The sequence below is a fragment of the Acinetobacter sp. C13 genome (assembly GCF_016809775.1).
GTDB classification, from domain to species: domain Bacteria; phylum Pseudomonadota; class Gammaproteobacteria; order Pseudomonadales; family Moraxellaceae; genus Acinetobacter; species Acinetobacter pittii.
Window position 1 is genome coordinate 813245 of sequence record NZ_JAFBJL010000001.1, and the last position, 16412, is coordinate 829656.

At 38.6% G+C, this 16412-nt stretch carries 16 protein-coding genes; 6 read left to right on the forward strand and 10 right to left on the reverse strand.

The features are described from left to right. Positions 1 to 42: 42 nt before the first annotated feature. The 8 genes from ychF to JGE69_RS04005 all read right to left on the reverse strand — a co-directional run bounded on the left by ychF (position 43) and on the right by JGE69_RS04005 (position 8525). Entirely contained in the window at positions 43 to 1134 is a 1092-nt protein-coding gene (gene ychF / locus JGE69_RS03970) for a redox-regulated ATPase YchF (RefSeq protein ID WP_002050104.1), read from the reverse strand. A 93-nt stretch (positions 1135 to 1227) separates the two neighbouring features. Then, entirely contained in the window at positions 1228 to 1887 is a 660-nt protein-coding gene (locus JGE69_RS03975; protein WP_005069679.1) for a methionine ABC transporter permease, read from the reverse strand. Next, positions 1868 to 2944, reverse strand: coding sequence for a methionine ABC transporter ATP-binding protein (locus JGE69_RS03980; protein ID WP_199112378.1), 1077 nt, complete (start codon positions 2942 to 2944; stop codon positions 1868 to 1870). Before JGE69_RS03980 ends, JGE69_RS03975 begins: the two co-directional genes overlap by 20 nt. A 5-nt stretch (positions 2945 to 2949) precedes the next feature. Next, positions 2950 to 3783, reverse strand: coding sequence for a MetQ/NlpA family ABC transporter substrate-binding protein (locus JGE69_RS03985; protein ID WP_199112380.1), 834 nt, complete (start codon positions 3781 to 3783; stop codon positions 2950 to 2952). Positions 3784 to 3796: 13 nt separating this feature from the next. Continuing rightward, the gene (locus JGE69_RS03990; protein ID WP_039760684.1) at positions 3797 to 4627 is read right to left on the reverse strand and encodes a MetQ/NlpA family ABC transporter substrate-binding protein; all 831 of its coding nucleotides are present in this window, start codon (positions 4625 to 4627) and stop codon (positions 3797 to 3799) included. A 14-nt stretch (positions 4628 to 4641) separates the two neighbouring features. Then, entirely contained in the window at positions 4642 to 6054 is a 1413-nt protein-coding gene (locus JGE69_RS03995) for an LLM class flavin-dependent oxidoreductase (RefSeq protein ID WP_199112382.1), read from the reverse strand. Continuing rightward, positions 6054 to 7277: an SfnB family sulfur acquisition oxidoreductase gene (locus tag JGE69_RS04000; RefSeq protein ID WP_199112384.1), complete on the reverse strand. Its 1224-nt coding sequence runs from the start codon at positions 7275 to 7277 to the stop codon at positions 6054 to 6056. Before JGE69_RS04000 ends, JGE69_RS03995 begins: the two co-directional genes overlap by 1 nt. Positions 7278 to 7289: 12 nt before the next feature. After that, on the reverse strand, positions 7290 to 8525 hold the full coding sequence (locus JGE69_RS04005; RefSeq protein WP_199112386.1) for an SfnB family sulfur acquisition oxidoreductase: 1236 nt from the start codon (positions 8523 to 8525) through the stop codon (positions 7290 to 7292). Positions 8526 to 8870: 345 nt separating this feature from the next. On the opposite strand from JGE69_RS04005, the gene JGE69_RS04010 reads away from it, so the two are divergent. The 5 genes from JGE69_RS04010 (at position 8871) to JGE69_RS04030 (ending at position 13436) form a co-directional block, all read left to right on the forward strand. Continuing rightward, positions 8871 to 9635, forward strand: coding sequence for a glutathione S-transferase family protein (locus tag JGE69_RS04010; RefSeq protein ID WP_017386781.1), 765 nt, complete (start codon positions 8871 to 8873; stop codon positions 9633 to 9635). A gap of 533 nt (positions 9636 to 10168) precedes the next feature. Then, a complete protein-coding gene (locus JGE69_RS04015; RefSeq protein ID WP_199112388.1) occupies positions 10169 to 11062 on the forward strand; it encodes an amino acid ABC transporter substrate-binding protein in 894 nt (297 codons plus the stop codon). Positions 11063 to 11156: 94 nt separating this feature from the next. Next, complete coding sequence (locus tag JGE69_RS04020; protein WP_002114400.1) at positions 11157 to 11999, forward strand: amino acid ABC transporter permease; 843 nt, start codon at positions 11157 to 11159, stop codon at positions 11997 to 11999. Positions 12000 to 12001: 2 nt separating this feature from the next. Continuing rightward, entirely contained in the window at positions 12002 to 12679 is a 678-nt protein-coding gene (locus JGE69_RS04025) for an amino acid ABC transporter permease (RefSeq protein ID WP_016145033.1), read from the forward strand. A 13-nt stretch (positions 12680 to 12692) separates the two neighbouring features. Continuing rightward, positions 12693 to 13436, forward strand: a complete 744-nt coding sequence (locus tag JGE69_RS04030) for an amino acid ABC transporter ATP-binding protein (protein ID WP_002114298.1) — start codon at positions 12693 to 12695, stop codon at positions 13434 to 13436. 52 nt (positions 13437 to 13488) lie between these two features. Here JGE69_RS04030 and JGE69_RS04035 read toward each other — a convergent pair whose 3' ends face one another. Continuing rightward, positions 13489 to 14802, reverse strand: coding sequence for a DcaP family trimeric outer membrane transporter (locus tag JGE69_RS04035; RefSeq protein ID WP_199112390.1), 1314 nt, complete (start codon positions 14800 to 14802; stop codon positions 13489 to 13491). Between the two features lie 344 nt (positions 14803 to 15146). Here JGE69_RS04035 and JGE69_RS04040 point away from each other — a divergent pair, with 344 nt between their 5' ends. Further along, entirely contained in the window at positions 15147 to 15617 is a 471-nt protein-coding gene (locus tag JGE69_RS04040) for an Lrp/AsnC family transcriptional regulator (protein ID WP_002050132.1), read from the forward strand. A 45-nt stretch (positions 15618 to 15662) separates the two neighbouring features. Here JGE69_RS04040 and JGE69_RS04045 read toward each other — a convergent pair whose 3' ends face one another. Continuing rightward, the gene (locus JGE69_RS04045; protein WP_002114471.1) at positions 15663 to 16412 is read right to left on the reverse strand and encodes a YebC/PmpR family DNA-binding transcriptional regulator; all 750 of its coding nucleotides are present in this window, start codon (positions 16410 to 16412) and stop codon (positions 15663 to 15665) included.

A 16412-nucleotide genomic window follows, 5' to 3' on the forward strand; every position in this document is an offset into this window, starting at 1 on the left:
TGTAAAAAAGCCCCAACATATTGGGGCTTTTTTAGCTTTAACTTAAACGTTAAAACGGAAGTGCATTACATCGCCGTCTTGAACAACGTAAGTTTTACCTTCTAAACGCCATTTACCAGCTTCTTTAGCGCCGTTTTCACCGTTGTATTGTACGAAGTCATCATATGCAACAACTTCAGCACGGATGAAGCCTTTTTCGAAGTCGGTATGAATCACACCAGCGGCTTGAGGAGCGGTTGCGCCAACTTTTACTGTCCATGCACGAACTTCTTGTACACCAGCAGTGAAATAAGTCTGTAAACCTAAAAGCGCATAACCTGCACGAATAACCACATTTAAACCTGGTTCTTCCATGCCCATTGCTTCTAGGAACTCAGCACGGTCTTCATCTTCTAATAATGAAATTTCAGCTTCGATTTGGTTGCAAAGAGGAACAACAATCGCATTTTCCTCAGCAGCAAGTTTTTTAACAGCTTCTAAGTGTGGGTTGTTTTCAAAACCGTCTTCTGCAACGTTTGCAATATACATGGTTGGTTTTAAAGTCATTAAACCAAAACCACGAACTAATTTGCGTTCGTCATCAGACAAATCAGCTGCACGCGCTGGTTTACCTTCGTCAAGTAACGGTTGGATTTTTTCTAAAACTGCTTTAGTTGCTACAGCTTCTTTGTCACCACCTTTAGCAACTTTAGTTAAACGTAAAATTGCTTTAGCAACAGTTTCAAGATCGGCAAGCGCAAGTTCAGTATTAATAGTTGCGATGTCGTCTAATGGATCAATTTTACCATTTACGTGAATCACGTTTTCGTCTTCAAAACAACGTACAACATGAGCGATTGCATCAGTTTCACGGATGTTAGCAAGGAATTGGTTACCTAAGCCTTCACCTTTTGATGCACCAGCAACAAGACCTGCAATGTCCACAAATTCCATTGTAGTTGGCAAAATACGCTGTGGTTTAACAATCGCAGCAAGTTTGTCTAAACGTGGATCTGGTACAGGAACAATACCTGTGTTTGGTTCAATGGTACAGAAAGGGAAGTTTTCCGCTGCAATCGCTGCTTTCGTTAATGCATTGAAAAGGGTAGATTTCCCTACGTTTGGCAGACCAACAATACCGCAATTAAAACCCATGAAAACCACTCACAAATGTGTAAATTAAAAATTGTCGCTGATTTTACATGAAAGCCATGACAAAGTCATGGCTAGAGCAGGGTTGTATTGCGTTTAAACTTTACGTTTATCAAGTTGCTGGGCTAATGCATCGCCAGTCGCTTGTACCAACATGACTAAAACAATGAGCACTAAAATTACAGCCAACATAATTTGCATATCAAAACGTTGATAGCCATAACGATAAGCAATGTCTCCTAGACCACCTGCACCAATAGCACCAGCAATCGCAGAGGAGTTAATCATAGTCACAATAGTCACGGTAAAACCCGCCACAATACCCGGCAAAGCCTCTGGTAAAAGTACATGCCAGATAATTTGTTTACGGTTACAACCCATGGCTTGTGCTGCTTCAATTAAGCCTTGATCGACTTCGCGTAAGCTGACTTCTGCAATACGCGCAAAGAAGGGAATTGCCGCAATCGTCAATGGAACAACGGCTGCCCAAACCCCATAACTTGTCCCGACAATCCAGCGAGTAAGCGGAATAAGTGCAACCATTAAAATAAGAAAGGGTACAGAGCGAGTAATGTTGATGACCCAACCCAAAGCTTGATTAATCTTTTGTGACGGATGAATGCCGTGCTCAGAAGTACTGACTAAAACAACAGCAATCGGTAAGCCAATTAAAAAAGCAATAAATGCAGATGCACCTACCATGAGTAAGGTATCTACAGTTCCAGTAATTAATAAATCAATGAGCTGGTCGTGCATAGCCAAGTACCTCAAATTGTGCAATTGCAGTTAATGCATCTTGTCGTATAGATGAAATATCAATTTCTACGTTAGGAATACCGACTAAAAGTGAACCAATAATATGCCCTTGAATGGTATCGACCTGACTTTGATATAAATTGATGGGCGCTTTAAATTTGGCAAGTAATTCTTGAATATCAGGAACCTGATGTGCTTCAGCCTCATATTTCAGTTTTACAATAATATGAGTCGAATCTTCATCGGGTAGAGGACTGATTTTAAAAGGCAGGGTAATTTGCTCAAGGTTTAACAATTCTTGAGTAATTTGTTGTTCTGGTCGTGAAAATACAGACCAAACTTGTCCAGCCTCTACTATCTCACCTTGATCAATCACCACCACTTGATCACAAATTTCTCGAATGACCTGCATTTCATGAGTGATGAGTACAATCGTTAGACCCAGTTCCTGATTAATCTTTTTAAGTAAAGCCAAAATAGTGGCGGTACTTTCAGGGTCAAGTGCCGAGGTGGCTTCATCACAAAGCAAAATTTCTGGGTGGTGCACAAGTGCACGTGCAATACCGACACGTTGCTTTTGTCCGCCTGAAAGTTGCGATGGGTAGTAGCCAGACTTATTTGCAAGACCTACGAGTGCCAGAACTTCATTTACACGTTGATCGATATCTACTTTGTTGTAATTGGAAACTTTTAAAGGCAATGCCACATTTTCCCAAACCGTTTTTGCAGACATTAAATTGAAATGTTGAAAAATCATTCCAATTCGTTGACGGGTTTGAATGAGTTCAGCATGGCTCAATTCAGCAATATTTTGTTGATGAATATGAATACTGCCTGTATTTACTTGTTCTAAGCCATTTAAAGTGCGGAGTAGGGAAGATTTTCCCGCACCACTTTTACCAATAATGCCTAAAATCTTACCTTGAGGAATATCAAGGTTAATATCTTTTAATGCATGCAGTTTTTGACCTTGCGATTGGTAAAACTTATTTAAACCGCGAATTTTGATATGGGGTAGAGAAAAATCAACTTGCGATCCAAAACTCACCATCATCATTCTCCTTATTTCCAGCCTTGAAACCACATACCTTTACCAAAGTCTTTATCCAGAATGTCTTGTGCTTGTTTTGAGTTCTGGAATGCTTTAACAAAGGTTGCAAGTTTTTGGTTTTTGTCTTGGTAATCGCGACGGGTCACAAACAAAATTGCATATTTTTTATCGATTGGATCTAAAAATAATGCGCTATGTGGGTCGGTTACTTTTGCCATTTTTAAGTAGTGGGGGAAGCCGAAAATTAAATCGACATCGTTATAGGCATGTGCTGTCTGTGGGCCTTCAACTTCAACGAAGCTCAACTGTTTAGGATTAGCAATAATGTCTTGAGTGGTTGAAAGCTCATTATTTATATCTTTAAGCTGAATTAAGCCTGCACGATGCAATAAAATTAAAGCACGAGCTAAATTGACCGGATCGTTTGGAATAGCCACACGGGCATTTGAAGGTAAGTCTTCAAGTGATTTATATTTTTTTGAATATAAACCCACATGACTTCCTGAACCCACACCAAATGCGTGTAAGTCATAACCTGTTTCTTTAACAGCATTACGTAGAAATACGCTTTGCTGGAAAAAGTTTGCATCAATATCGCCGTTTTGTACGGCAACATTGGGTGCTCGCCAATCAGAAAATTCAACGAGTTTGACATGAACGCCTTGCTTCTCTACTTTATTGGCTACGCTTTGTAATAGCTCAGCATAAGGTGGGCTAATGCCAATCGTTAAAACATCATCGGCTTGTTTATTTTTAATATAACGGTAACCGACGAGGCCCAGAACTACGATCAAAATCGTAATTCCGAGTAACCAAGGTTTATGCTGTTTGAACTGAATCGCCATAATCTTTCCGTTATTACTTCCAGCCAGGGAACCAAAGTGTTGGCCCAATCTCAGCATCTAACACAGCTTTAACTTTTGGCGAGTTTTGATAGATCTCAACAAATTTCTTTAATTTGTCGCCCTTATCTTGGTAGTCATCACGCACTACAAACAAAATTGCATAACGTTTATTGGTATTGTCATCAAGTAAAAGTGCACTTTCAGGGTCAGCTGTTTTTGCTAAGCGTAGGTAATGCGGATAGCCAAAAGCCAAGTCAACATCATCAATTGCACGAGCAGTTTGTGGCCCTTCAACTTCTACAAATTGTAAATTTTTAGGGTTTGAAACTACATCTTTAAGTGCAGATAAATGATTGTTTGAATCTTTAAGCGTAATTAATTTAGCTTGCTGTAAAAGTAGTAGGGCACGACCTTGGTTCACTGGATCATTTGGAATGACTACGCGTGCGTTTTGCGGCAATTCATCAAGGCTTTTATATTTCTTTGAATAAAGTCCCACATGTGATGCTGCACCCACTGCAAATGCCTTTAATTTAAAGCCTGTTTCTTTAATTGCATTGTCTAGGAAAGGTTGGTGCTGGAAAAAGTTCGCATCAATATCCCCATGATTTAAAGTAATGTTTGGTGTATTCCAGTCAGAAAATTCGACCAGTTTTACATTTAAACCCTGTTTCTTTGCTTCATCGGCAGCAGCTTGTAAAGTTTTTGCAAATGGTGGGCTAATACCAATCACAAGTTCATTTGAGCCACTTTGGCGATGTTTATTCCAAAAGAATAAAGCAACAATAAGGACTACAACGACTAAGCCTACGCCTAGCCATTTTTTTGAGGCTGTTTGAGCCATGTCTATCTCCAAATTTAAGCGGTTATTTCTTCAATTGTTGTTAAGTTTTTGCTGTTGTTATAGGGACTACATCGGAACGCTTGAACAGGGTGTTGTTTTGGTAATTGGTCACCCCGATTAAAAATTTTGTTACGTAGTGAACCCGTTTTATATGCAGTTTTATAGCGACCACGTTGTTGTAGCTCAGGAATGACCAAGCGAATAAAGTCGTGGTGAGACTCTGGTGCTACTGTACGTGTCAAATTAAAGCCATCAATATCAGTCTCATCTAAAAGATGAATTAAGTATTCAGCAACTTCTTCGCCACTGCCCACAATGAGGGGATAACGACCACCTAAAACATGCTGAGCTTTTAAGTCATTTTTCGTGATTTGTTGCTCTTTAAATTTTTCGGTAATCGAAACAATACTGTTACTTTTTTGGTAAGGAATTGCTTCATCGTCGGCAAATTTACTTAAGTCGATACCAGTTGAACTCGCATAATGTGCTAAGCCTGCTTCAGGACTTGCATGTTGACGATATTCATTAAGTTTCTGTACAGCGAGATCATGTGTTTCAGCAACAACAACGGTTATACCGACAAAGACTTTAATGTCATCCGCTGAACGGCCTTGCTGTTCTGCAAGAGCACGAATCTTTTTCACTTGTTCGCGTATTTTTTCGGGTTTATCTCCACCAATAAATACACACTCAGCATGACGAGTCGCAAACTGCATACCTTTAGGTGAAGCACCTGCTTGAAACAGTGTCGGGGTGCGTTGCACAGAAGGAGACACCTGAAACACACCTTCGCTTTGGTAATATTTGCCGTGGTGGTGAATGGTGTGAACTTTAGATGGATCTGTAAAAACACGCCGTGCTTTATCTTTTTTAACTGCGTCGTTTTCCCATGAACCTTCCCAATACTTGTAGCAAAGTTCTAAAAATTCTTCGGCTTGTTCATAGCGAGCATCGTGGTCTTTTAAACCTTTTTGACCAATTAATCGTTCGGCACTATCTAGATAACCTGTCACGATATTCCAGCCAATACGACCTTGAGTTAAATGGTCGAGACTCGCAAAGCGGCGTGCAAACTGATATGGATGTTCGTAGCTCAAATTCACAGTGACCCCAAAACTTAAGTTTTGAGTGACTGCCGCCATAGCTGAAATGAGTGTAGATGGGTCATGGCTCGGAAGCTGAATGGACTCTTTTAAAGTCAGATCAATACCGTTTTGATAGACGTCATAGACGCCTGTAATGTCCGCAATAAATAAACCATCAAATAAACCACTTTCTAGAGTTTTGGCTTGTTCTGTCCAATAGCTCAGTTCATTAAAGCGGTGTGATTCATCACGTGGATGTGTCCATAAGCCATGATTTATATGCCCAACACAGTTCATATCAAAAGCATTTAGTAAAATCTCTTTCGCTTTGAAATCTGCCATTACAATGTCCCCCGACGAGGTGGAAGCACACCGTTAAGCAGATAGTTCCCAATAAAGTAATATTTCCATCGTGCGGCATCATGTAAGGTATGTACTCGCGCATTACGCCAGAAACGATCTAGGCCATCTTGAGACTGACTACCACGGCTACCAGCAAGTTCAATCAGCTTAGACGATGCTTTTAGGGCGATATCTGTACTATGAGCACGCACTTTAGCCACATCAATGGATGCTTTAGCAATAGTTTCAGGTGTGGTCTCAATTTTTGCGGCATCGATTGATTGCGCAGCTTGTTTTAATAACACTTCGCTTGCTCGTACATCTACGGCAATGCGTCCTAGTTCATAAATCGTTAAAGGATCTTGGTTGGCTGTTTCTACTTGTGAGTCAATCCATGGGCGGGCTTGATGCACTCTTTGCAAGCTTTCTTCAAAGGCTGCACGTGCAATGCCTACCTCAATCGATGCATGCATAATTTGCGCAAAAGGACCCACTAAGGTTGGCTGTAAAAATGCAGTATCAAAAGGAATAACATCATCTGCTTCGACAAAAACCTGATCAAACTTGACCGTGCCGCTGCCTGTGGTTTTTTGCCCAAAGCCAGACCAGTCATCAACTAGTTTCAATCCTTGTGAACCACTTTTTACAAAGGCTAGATACTCTCGGCCTGCATCATCTAAAACTAAGGTTGGAATACGGTGAGCAAATAAACTTCCTGTGCAGTAAAACTTTTCACCCTGAATGAGATATCCATTTTCGTGAGGACGGATATTGGTTTGTTTGTGAGTTGAAGTTTTAGTTTTAAACTCGGCAAGTGCATTCCCAAAACGAGTGCCATTTAAAACTTCGCTGTATAAACGTTGTTTTTGAGCTTCTGTGCCTGTATTGCGCAATACTTCTAAGGCATAGAAATGGTTTTGTGGAATTTGTCCAATTGAACCATCTGCACCGCTTAAAAGTGCAATCACTTTAGCAACTGTATGACTTGAAACTTCGGCACCGCCATATTGCTTAGGTACTGTAATTGCCCAAAGACCAGATTGGCTCAAAGCATCGATTTCGGTATACGGTAAAATTCGTTTAGCGTCTCGCTCAACTGCGGTTTTTTTAAATTGCTCAGCAAACTCTTTGGCAACTTCTAATGCTTCAGCATCATTTTGAATAATGTGCGCTTGACCAGATGCCGATGTTTGTTTGGTTTGAACCGATTGATATGAAGTCATGACAATTTCTCCTTAAATCCAAGCATGGCGGGCAGGGAAATGACCATTAAGGTAATAATTGCCAATGGCATGTAATTTCCAGCGAACAGGGTCGTGTAAGGTATGTACACGGGCATTTCGCCAATGTTGATCTAAATTATGTTGGCTTAAGCTTGAACGACTACCACCCAGCTCTAGCAATTTTTCTGAAATTTGTAGAGCCGCATCATTGGCGTAGACTTTCGCTTCAGCAACCAAAATTGAAGCTTTAGCTACTTGTTCATCAGTCACCGTTTGAAGTTGATCAAGTTCATCTAAATACTCAGCAGCTTCATCAAGCAGTAAAATTGCAGCATCGAGCAAAATATTTAACTTACCTACCTCTTGCAGGGTGTAATGTTCAAAGCTGGCTTTTTCAACCTTTGCATCAATAATTGGGCGTGCTTTATGAATAGTCGATAAAGTATCGTCAAATGCAGCTTCTGCAATCCCCACATCAATGGCAACTTGTAATAACTGAGAATAAGCACCGCGATAGGTTGGAGTTTTCGTCAATAATCGTTCATCAAAAATAAGTTCAGGATTAACTTCAACTTGATTTAATTTAACTGTACCGCTCGCTGTCGTACGTTGCCCAAATCCATTCCAGTCATTAATGACTTCAATGCCTTGAGCGTCTCGGTTAACAATGACTAAAACCACATGACCTTCAGGATGAATTGCTTTAATTGCGAGCCAATGTGCAAAACTCGTACCTGTCGAATAAAACTTTTCGCCGTTTAAAATATATTTGTCGTTTTCAACAGTAAGTGTGGTTTTTAAAGTTTTTGAATCATGGGTATTTCGTTCTGGCCCACCGTTGGCAAGACGTTTACCTGCTAATATTTCTGAAAAGATAAATTGTTTTTGTTGTTCTGTGCCCATGATTTCGATCAGGTTTAACAGGCTAATCTGATTTTGTGGAATCTGACCAACATTTGCATCACCTTTACTTAAAATACGGAAAACTTGTGCCAGTGTTTTATTGGAAACAAAAGCACCGCCGTATTTTTTTGCAATGCGAATTCCGCCTAAACCTTTTTGGCTAAAGCTTTCAATTTGCTCATGCGGTAGTAAGCGTTGTTGATCACGTGTATTACGGCCCTCTAAAGCAAAATCAGCTACTTGATAAGCAGCATTAATTGCTTGTTGATCATTTTGAATGATTTGGACGTATGCCGTCGTTTTAGATAGAGAATTAGACATAATGACACCTTGTATTGCTGTCATTACCTTACAAAAGAAATATTTTTCCACTAAACGAGGACTTATGCTCAGCTTATGAAATAAAGTGCAAAGCATTTTTTTTGCTTTTTAATGAAAAAATAGAGATATTGAAAGATTATAAAAAACAATAGTTTAAGTTTGTTATGTGGAAAAATAATAATAGAATTGGTTTTAATATGAAAAAGAGCAATAAGTACGGTAAAAAAAGATATAAAAAAAATAGACTTAAGTGTCAGTGAAAAATGAGCACAATATCCATTGTTTTAAATAAAAATAGCTTCTAAAGTATCTACTTACCATCGACCATTTTTGTACAAATAGTCAAATAAAAATAAACGTGGAGATTTTATGCGGGTTTTGTATCAGTTTCCTTTGTCCCATTATTGTGAAAAAGCTCGCTGGTTGTTAGACCATAAAGAACTTGATTATGTGGCTCATAACTTAATTCCAGGCTTTCATCGTGCTTTTGCACAACTCAAAACAGGCCAAAATTTACTGCCTATTTTGAAAGATGATCATCAATGGATCGCTGAATCGACTAAAATTGCACTTTATCTGGATGATACTTATCCGGAGCATTCACTGTTACGTCGTGATGAACAATTAAGACAGCAAACATTAAAAATAGATAGCTTGGCTGATGAGCTGGGTATTCATGTCCGTCGTTGGGCTCTAGCTCATACGTTGGCGCAAGGAGACCATGCTTTAGAAATTATGATGGGTGAACAAGGCTATTTACGCCAATTTGAAAAAATATCGAAGCCATTCCTCAAAACACTGGTAAAGAAGAACTATAAACTTGAAGAAGAGCTAGTCAACCAGTCAAAAGAACGTATGGATGAACTCATAAATGAACTAAATAACTGCTTAATCGAAAATCAGGCACGTTATATGGTAGGCGATCGCTTAAGTCTTGCTGATATTTCTGTATGTTCTATGCTTGCTCCTTTATTAGAAATAAAGGGTACGCCGTGGGAGAGGGAAGAGGCTGAAGGTGTTTCGGAAGAATGGAATAACTATCAACAAAATTTACTCGATTTACCTCTAGGTCAGTATGTTTTAAGAATATATCAAACTGAGCGTAATGCGCGAGTAGATTGGCGCGGAATTTAAAATTATAAAATGCCCTGAGAAAATCGGGGCTTATTTTTATCTTTGCTAGTTATTTTATTAATGTAGATATTACTATCAATTTTCTAAATGATTTTTATTAAGCCATTTGTTTATATTATTTTGATGCCAAGATTACTTTTTACAATATAAATTCCATTTTATCTAAATGACTAATAACTTTAATTTTTATGATTTTTTGGAAAATACAATTTTTCTAAATACTATTTTTAGCCAAAGTTAAGCCACTTTATTGTGCATGTGTTTACAATGTAATCAATAATTGCCACATTTAAGTGTAAATAGATGAGCTTAATAATAGACAGAAGATTAAAACATAGATTAAAGTAGAAACATGTGAGCAGTTTTAAAGGTATTAATTCTGCAAAACAGATTGAATAGAATAAGTGAAGCAAATGGATGGGTCCGACTTGGAAAAGTTGGCTCGATAATTGCAATTTAATAAAAAATCACTCTATTGCTCTATATGAATGATTCTATAGATAAATAGAGAGAATGATCATCAAGGAGTTCTTATGAAACGTTCTGCAACCTCTCTCATTATTTCAACAGTTATGCTTTGTACGGTTGGCGCTACTTCTCAAATTCAAGCAGCAGATACATTAGCTAAAATTAAAAGTACCGGAAAAATCGTAATTGGTCATCGAGAATCCTCAGATCCAATTTCATATGTTGTTGCAGGTAAACCAGTAGGTTATGCAGTCGATATCTGTAACCAGTTTGCAAATGACATTAAAAAAGAATTGAAAATGCCTGGCTTAAAAGTTGAGTACAAGGCAGTAACTTCATCAACACGTATTCCTGAGCTTTTGGCAGGCAATATCGATATGGAATGTGGTACCACTACAAACTCTAAACAACGTCAGCAACAAGTTGGTTTCTCAACTAACTACTATGCAACAGAAGTGCGCATGGCTGTTAAAGCAAACTCTGGCATTAAGAGTTTGGCGGACTTAAATGGTAAAGCAGTTGTTACTACTCAAGGCACTACATCTGACAAATACATCAAGATGAATGAAAAAGGTCAGGCAGTTAATGTTCAAAATATTTATGGTAAAGATCATGCTGACTCTTTTGCCATGATGGCATCTGGCCGTGCTGCTGCATTTGTAATGGATGATAATATTTTAGCAGGCTTGATTGCGAAGTCTTCTACACCTAAAGCTTTCGCAATTGTAGGTCCGGTACTTTCATCTGAACCTTATGGAATTATGCTTGCTAAAGATGATCCAAAATTTAAAGCGGTTGCAGACCGTACTGTAAATAACTTGTGGAAAACTGGTAAAATGGACACTTTATATAAGAAGTGGTTCTTATCTCCAATTCCACCAAAAAACACAAATTTGAACATGCAACAAAGTTCATCTTATAAGAAATTAAAAGCTAACCCAACAGATGCAGGAATCTAACTGGATCTTTTTGTCCTAAATTTACTTGTGTAAGTGTAAAGATTCATTTGCACAAGTGGTCTATTTTCTAAAGATATTAATTTAAGGGGCAAACATGTCAGTCGGCTCGCTAAACTGGACTATATTCTGTGCGGAGTCTAATGAATATGGTGTCGATAAAGCCGCATGGGCAGAATCAGTTTGTAAAGCTATTGGTAGCTCAAGCTACAATGCTTATGCTGAGGCACCCACATGGTTACAAATGTTAGGTTCAGGCGTGTTCACTATGGTTTGGACAGCTATTATAGCCTTTCTTATCGCATTTTTATTAGGTTCTCTCCTAGGGGTAATTCGTACATTACCCAACAAACCTCTCGCATTTATCGGCAATTGTTACGTTGAAATTTTCCGTAATATTCCACTTATTGTGCAACTATTCTTCTGGGCTTTTGTTTTTCCCGAGTTTTTACCGGATAGCTTAAGTGCAGGTAGTGGGGATGTAGTTGCTGGTGGTTGGTGGAAAAATATTTTAAATCAGCAACCGGCGGTTATTGGTGTTTTTGCATTAGGTCTCTACACGGCTGCACGTGTATCTGAGCACATACGTGCCGGAATTAATACCGTTTCTCGTGGACAGAAGTTCGCAGCTTCCGCTATGGGTTTTACTACTGCACAAAGCTATCGTTATGTCATTTTACCGGTTGCATATCGTACCGTATGGCCAACGATTACATCTGAAGCAATGAACGTTTTTAAAAACTCAGCTGTTTTATATGCGTTGAGTGTGTTGAATTTCTTTGCTTACACGAAAACCATGCGTGAAGAAACTTCTCAGGACATTATCATTCTTATTCTCTCTACGCCTGTTTATTTGATTATCACTTATAGCATTAAGTTTGTGATGGCATGGATTGAGAAACGAATGGCTGTACCTGGCTTAGGTTCAGGAGGGAAGTAATCATGGATTTTTCTTTATTACAAAACCCTGATGTGATCGCGGCACTCAAAGAAGGTTTCATTTTTACGCTTACCGTAACGGTATTAGCAATGATGGGCGGTATCCTAATTGGAACCCCATTGGCAATGATGCGTTTATCTAGTAATGCCATCGCAAGTAATTTTGCAAAATTTTATGTTGATCTGTTTCGTGGTATTCCACTGATTCAGGTGATCTTTATCTTCTACTTTTTGTTGCCGAAAATATTTGAGTTTCAATCTGATACCTATTGGGGACCATTATTTTCGAGTGTCGTGACCTTTGCTATTTTTGAAGCAGCTTTTTTCTCGGAAATTGTACGTTCTGGAATTCAGTCTATTTCAAAAGGTCAGGTACATGCAGGCTATGCGCTAGGTTTTACCTACGGTCAATCAATGCGGTACGTGGTATTACCTCAAGCCTTTCGTAACATGCTCCCAGTATTGTTAACTCAAACAATCATTCTATTTCAGGACATCTCTTTAGTTTATGTGATTAGTGCACCTGACTTTTTAGGTCGTGCAGATACATTGGCTAATACTTATGGACCTGAAACAAAAGCAACATTCTATTTAATCGTCGCTGTAGTGTATTTCTGTAGCTCGTTTGTGCTGTCGCATTTAGTCAAACGCTTACAGCAAAAAATTGCCATCATTCGCTAATTGGAGATTTTAAATGCCAATGATAGACATCCAACATATCTCTAAATGGTATGGTGATTTTCAGGTTTTAACAGATTGCACGACGAGTATTGAAAAAGGTGATGTCGTTGTTGTTTGCGGACCATCTGGTTCAGGAAAATCAACACTCATCAAAACAGTAAATGCTTTAGAACCATTTCAACAAGGTGACATTATTGTTGATGGAATTTCGCTTAAAGATCCAAAAACAGATCTTGCTAAATTTCGTTCAAGAGTAGGAATGGTCTTTCAGCACTTTGAACTTTTTCCGCATATGACTGTTTTGGAAAATTTGACGATTGCTCAAGTTAAAGTGTTAAAGCGTTCAGTTGCAGATGCTCGTGCAAAAGGTCTGAAATATTTAGAGCGTGTAGGCTTACTTGCTCATAAAGATAAATTTCCGGGCCAGTTATCGGGTGGTCAGCAGCAACGTGTAGCAATTGCACGTGGTTTATCTATGGACCCAATCTGTATGTTGTTTGATGAACCAACTTCTGCACTTGATCCTGAAATGGTCGGTGAGGTTCTTGAAGTTATGGTACAGCTCGCACATGAAGGTATGACCATGATGTGTGTTACGCATGAAATGGGCTTTGCTAAAAGAGTATCTAACCGTTTAATTTTTATGGATGAAGGTAAAATTTTAGAAGACTGCCCAACCCATGAATTCTTTGACAATTTAGAAGCTCGTCATGAGCGTGCTAAACTTTTCTTAGAAAAAATTCAGGCGATGCACTAATAACCCTAGTAAAAAAAGAGCCATTAAAGGCTCTTTTTTTTATATCTAATTTTTAGAAGCTATACTTTGCTAGCAGGTTGATACGTGAATAATCACCCTTGTCACCTGCAAAAGTTTCACGTTGACCGTAAGTATATTCTGCTCCTAAATCAATATTTTTAGTTGGGTTCCAGATTAAATTGACTAAAGCGTTATAAATTTCTTTGTTATAGCTGGTATTGGTTAAATTGCTATTTGCATAGACATTATCATCTTTATATTGAATACCACCTACAGCAAAAGTAGAACGCAGAATAGGGCTCCATTTACGTTGATATCCAATTACTGCGCTATCGAATTCTCCTAAATTAATATCTTGTGTTGTTGTGTCATAGCTATAAGCCGAATTGCTATAAAGTAAATAACGGCCATCACCTTTAACATGATAGTAGTTAGCAACCACGCTATCTTGAGGCGTTAAATCATATTTACCACCAACACCGACACCCCAGCCAAATTTCTCTTCAGAAGTGCTATCTTTTGGAGCCACACGGTTTTCATGGGCAAGACCATGTAACTGTAATAGGCCTTTGTTATCCGTAGTTTTGAAATCATATCGTGCTGTTAAAGCAGGAAAACGGCTTCCACCGGCAGCATTACCAGCTTTTTCAACATCACCGCCTTCTAAGGCAACTAATATTTTTTGTTGTGCATTAATTGGCTGGGTGTAACGAACCTGTACTGTACGTGTAGTACCTGTACCAATAGCACCATTAAAATCTACTGTTTCTGGTGATGTATCTGTGTTTACAAAAGGTGAGGTCGTTTGACCAGCTAACCATTTTCCTAAAGACATATAGGCATGACGAACACGGAAAGTACCATTGCCATTATCTCCATTGCCACCCATGAAATCGGCTTCAATTTTACCTGTTAAATCTCCATATTGAGTTGGACGAGTAATATCTAAGCCAATTCGTGAAGTTGCTGCAGATACATTTAGTGAGTCTTGTTTTGGATCATCTTTATTGAGTGGATAATTGGCACCATTTGAAATACTGCCATTTGAACCTTTAAAGTCATAGGTTGCATCTGCGCGAACACTACCATAAAGCTTGACTTGAGTTTGCCCATCGGCCATAGCCATCCAACCCGGTTTTGATGCAGGAGGTGTAGGGGTAACTGGTGCTGCGGGAATTGTTGCTGGAGCAGTGACAGTTAAAGCTGTTTTTTGTTGATCAGATAGTTTCTGAACAAGTTGTTTTAACTCCTTTACTTCATCACGTAAGGCGTTAACTTCAGCATCTGTAGCGGCATGCACAGGCATCGTCACGCTCATTGCACCTAAAGAACTCATTGCTAATACTAGTGTTTTGATCTTATTCACAGGAACTCCCCCGACATGGATAAAAATTTTCCTGCAAATACATAACAAAAATGATGCCAACTTTAAGAAACTTGAAAAATAGTCAAATTTTGATGATTACTTCCTTTTTAGCGTTAAATAGTAGTGAGAATAAGGATTTTGCATCGATAAAACAGATTTAAGCATAAACCGACTCTCTAAAATGAATCGCCCCTGACACTACTTGCACGTTTAAAAGGCATAAAAGAATTAGGCTCTATAAAGGAAAAAGAGTTTTACTGTCTATAAACCTTTGTATTTTCAATGCAGAGGTGGTGGTATAGGGTTATACTGTCTTTACTGTGAAATTCTGGCTGGAGATAAGAGTGGAGTTAGATCGTTTTGATAAACAAATTCTAGAAATTTTGTCTCATGAAGACTTAAATTTGAATGAACTTTCAGAACGGATCAATCTGTCAGTCAGTTCTGTGCATCGCCGTATTAAGCACCTGATTGAAGCCAACATCATGGGGCAGCTCAAAAGGGAAATTAATTTTAGTAAGCTTGGTTTTACTTTACATATTTTATTGCAAGTTTCATTGAGTAAACATGATAGTGAAACATTTGATAAGTTTCTGTCTGAAATAGAAGCAATTCCAGAAGTAACCAATGCATTCTTGGTAACGGGTCAGAGTGCTGATTTTATTTTAGAGCTTGTAGCACGCAACATGGATGACTACAGTGAAATTTTATTAAGACGTATTGGAAAAATCGACAACGTAGTTGCTTTGCATTCTAGCTTTGTCATTAAAGAATATAATGTATTTAATTGCTATAACTTGCTCAACAAGCTATAAAAAAACGCACCAAATGGTGCGTTTTCTTTGATTCAAATGTTTGATTTAAGCATCAAGTTGAGCCAAAACCTCATCCGAGAATTCAACGTTAGTATAAACGTTTTGTACATCGTCAAGATCTTCAAACATATCAATCATTTTAAGAATTTGTTTTGCTTGGTCAACATCTGTAATTTCAGCTTTTGTAGATGGACTCATCACAACTTCTGCGTTATCAGATTTTAAACCAGCAGCAGTAAGGGCGTCTTGCACTTCACCGAAAGTTTCTGGTGAAGTGATTACCAAAATTTCATCTTCTGAAACTTCAATATCTTCAGCGCCAGCTTCTAAAGCAACTTCCATGATTTTATCTTCTAAAGAAACATCTTCAAAAGTAATCTCACCACGTTTAGTAAATAGATAAGATACAGAACCCGCAGTTCCTAAGTTACCATTTGTTTTACTAAAACAGTGACGTACGTCTGGTACTGTACGGTTTAAGTTATCTGTCATTGTTTCAACAAGAACAGCAACCCCGCCAACACCATAACCTTCATAAGTTACTTCTTTTAGATCATCATTATCTTCACCACCAGCACCACGTTGGATAGCACGGTTAATGGTGTCACGTGTCATATTAACTGAGAGAGCTTTTTCAACTACTGCACGCAGACGAGGGTTGCTAGCAGGATCTCCACCACCAAGTTTGGCAGCAGTCACAATTTCACGAATATATTTAGTAAAAACCTTACCGCGACTTGCATCTTGTTTAGCTTTACGATGCTTAATATTGGCCCATTTAGAATGACCCGCCAT

What these genes read in the sequence shown, in the direction of transcription:
- JGE69_RS04045 (WP_002114471.1), bottom strand. Translation starts at nt 16,412, where the DNA reads ATGGCGGGTCATTCTAAATGGGCCAATATTAAGCATCGTAAAGCTAAA.
- JGE69_RS04005 (WP_199112386.1), bottom strand. Translation starts at nt 8,525, where the DNA reads ATGACAGCAATACAAGGTGTCATTATGTCTAATTCTCTATCTAAAACG.
- JGE69_RS03980 (WP_199112378.1), bottom strand. Translation starts at nt 2,944, where the DNA reads ATGATGATGGTGAGTTTTGGATCGCAAGTTGATTTTTCTCTACCCCAT.
- JGE69_RS04020 (WP_002114400.1), top strand. Translation starts at nt 11,157, where the DNA reads ATGTCAGTCGGCTCGCTAAACTGGACTATATTCTGTGCGGAGTCTAAT.
- JGE69_RS04010 (WP_017386781.1), top strand. Translation starts at nt 8,871, where the DNA reads ATGCGGGTTTTGTATCAGTTTCCTTTGTCCCATTATTGTGAAAAAGCT.
- ychF (WP_002050104.1), bottom strand. Translation starts at nt 1,134, where the DNA reads ATGGGTTTTAATTGCGGTATTGTTGGTCTGCCAAACGTAGGGAAATCT.
- JGE69_RS03985 (WP_199112380.1), bottom strand. Translation starts at nt 3,783, where the DNA reads ATGGCGATTCAGTTCAAACAGCATAAACCTTGGTTACTCGGAATTACG.
- JGE69_RS04000 (WP_199112384.1), bottom strand. Translation starts at nt 7,277, where the DNA reads ATGACTTCATATCAATCGGTTCAAACCAAACAAACATCGGCATCTGGT.
- JGE69_RS03995 (WP_199112382.1), bottom strand. Translation starts at nt 6,054, where the DNA reads ATGGCAGATTTCAAAGCGAAAGAGATTTTACTAAATGCTTTTGATATG.
- JGE69_RS04015 (WP_199112388.1), top strand. Translation starts at nt 10,169, where the DNA reads ATGAAACGTTCTGCAACCTCTCTCATTATTTCAACAGTTATGCTTTGT.
- JGE69_RS03975 (WP_005069679.1), bottom strand. Translation starts at nt 1,887, where the DNA reads ATGCACGACCAGCTCATTGATTTATTAATTACTGGAACTGTAGATACC.
- JGE69_RS03990 (WP_039760684.1), bottom strand. Translation starts at nt 4,627, where the DNA reads ATGGCTCAAACAGCCTCAAAAAAATGGCTAGGCGTAGGCTTAGTCGTT.
- JGE69_RS04025 (WP_016145033.1), top strand. Translation starts at nt 12,002, where the DNA reads ATGGATTTTTCTTTATTACAAAACCCTGATGTGATCGCGGCACTCAAA.
- JGE69_RS04030 (WP_002114298.1), top strand. Translation starts at nt 12,693, where the DNA reads ATGCCAATGATAGACATCCAACATATCTCTAAATGGTATGGTGATTTT.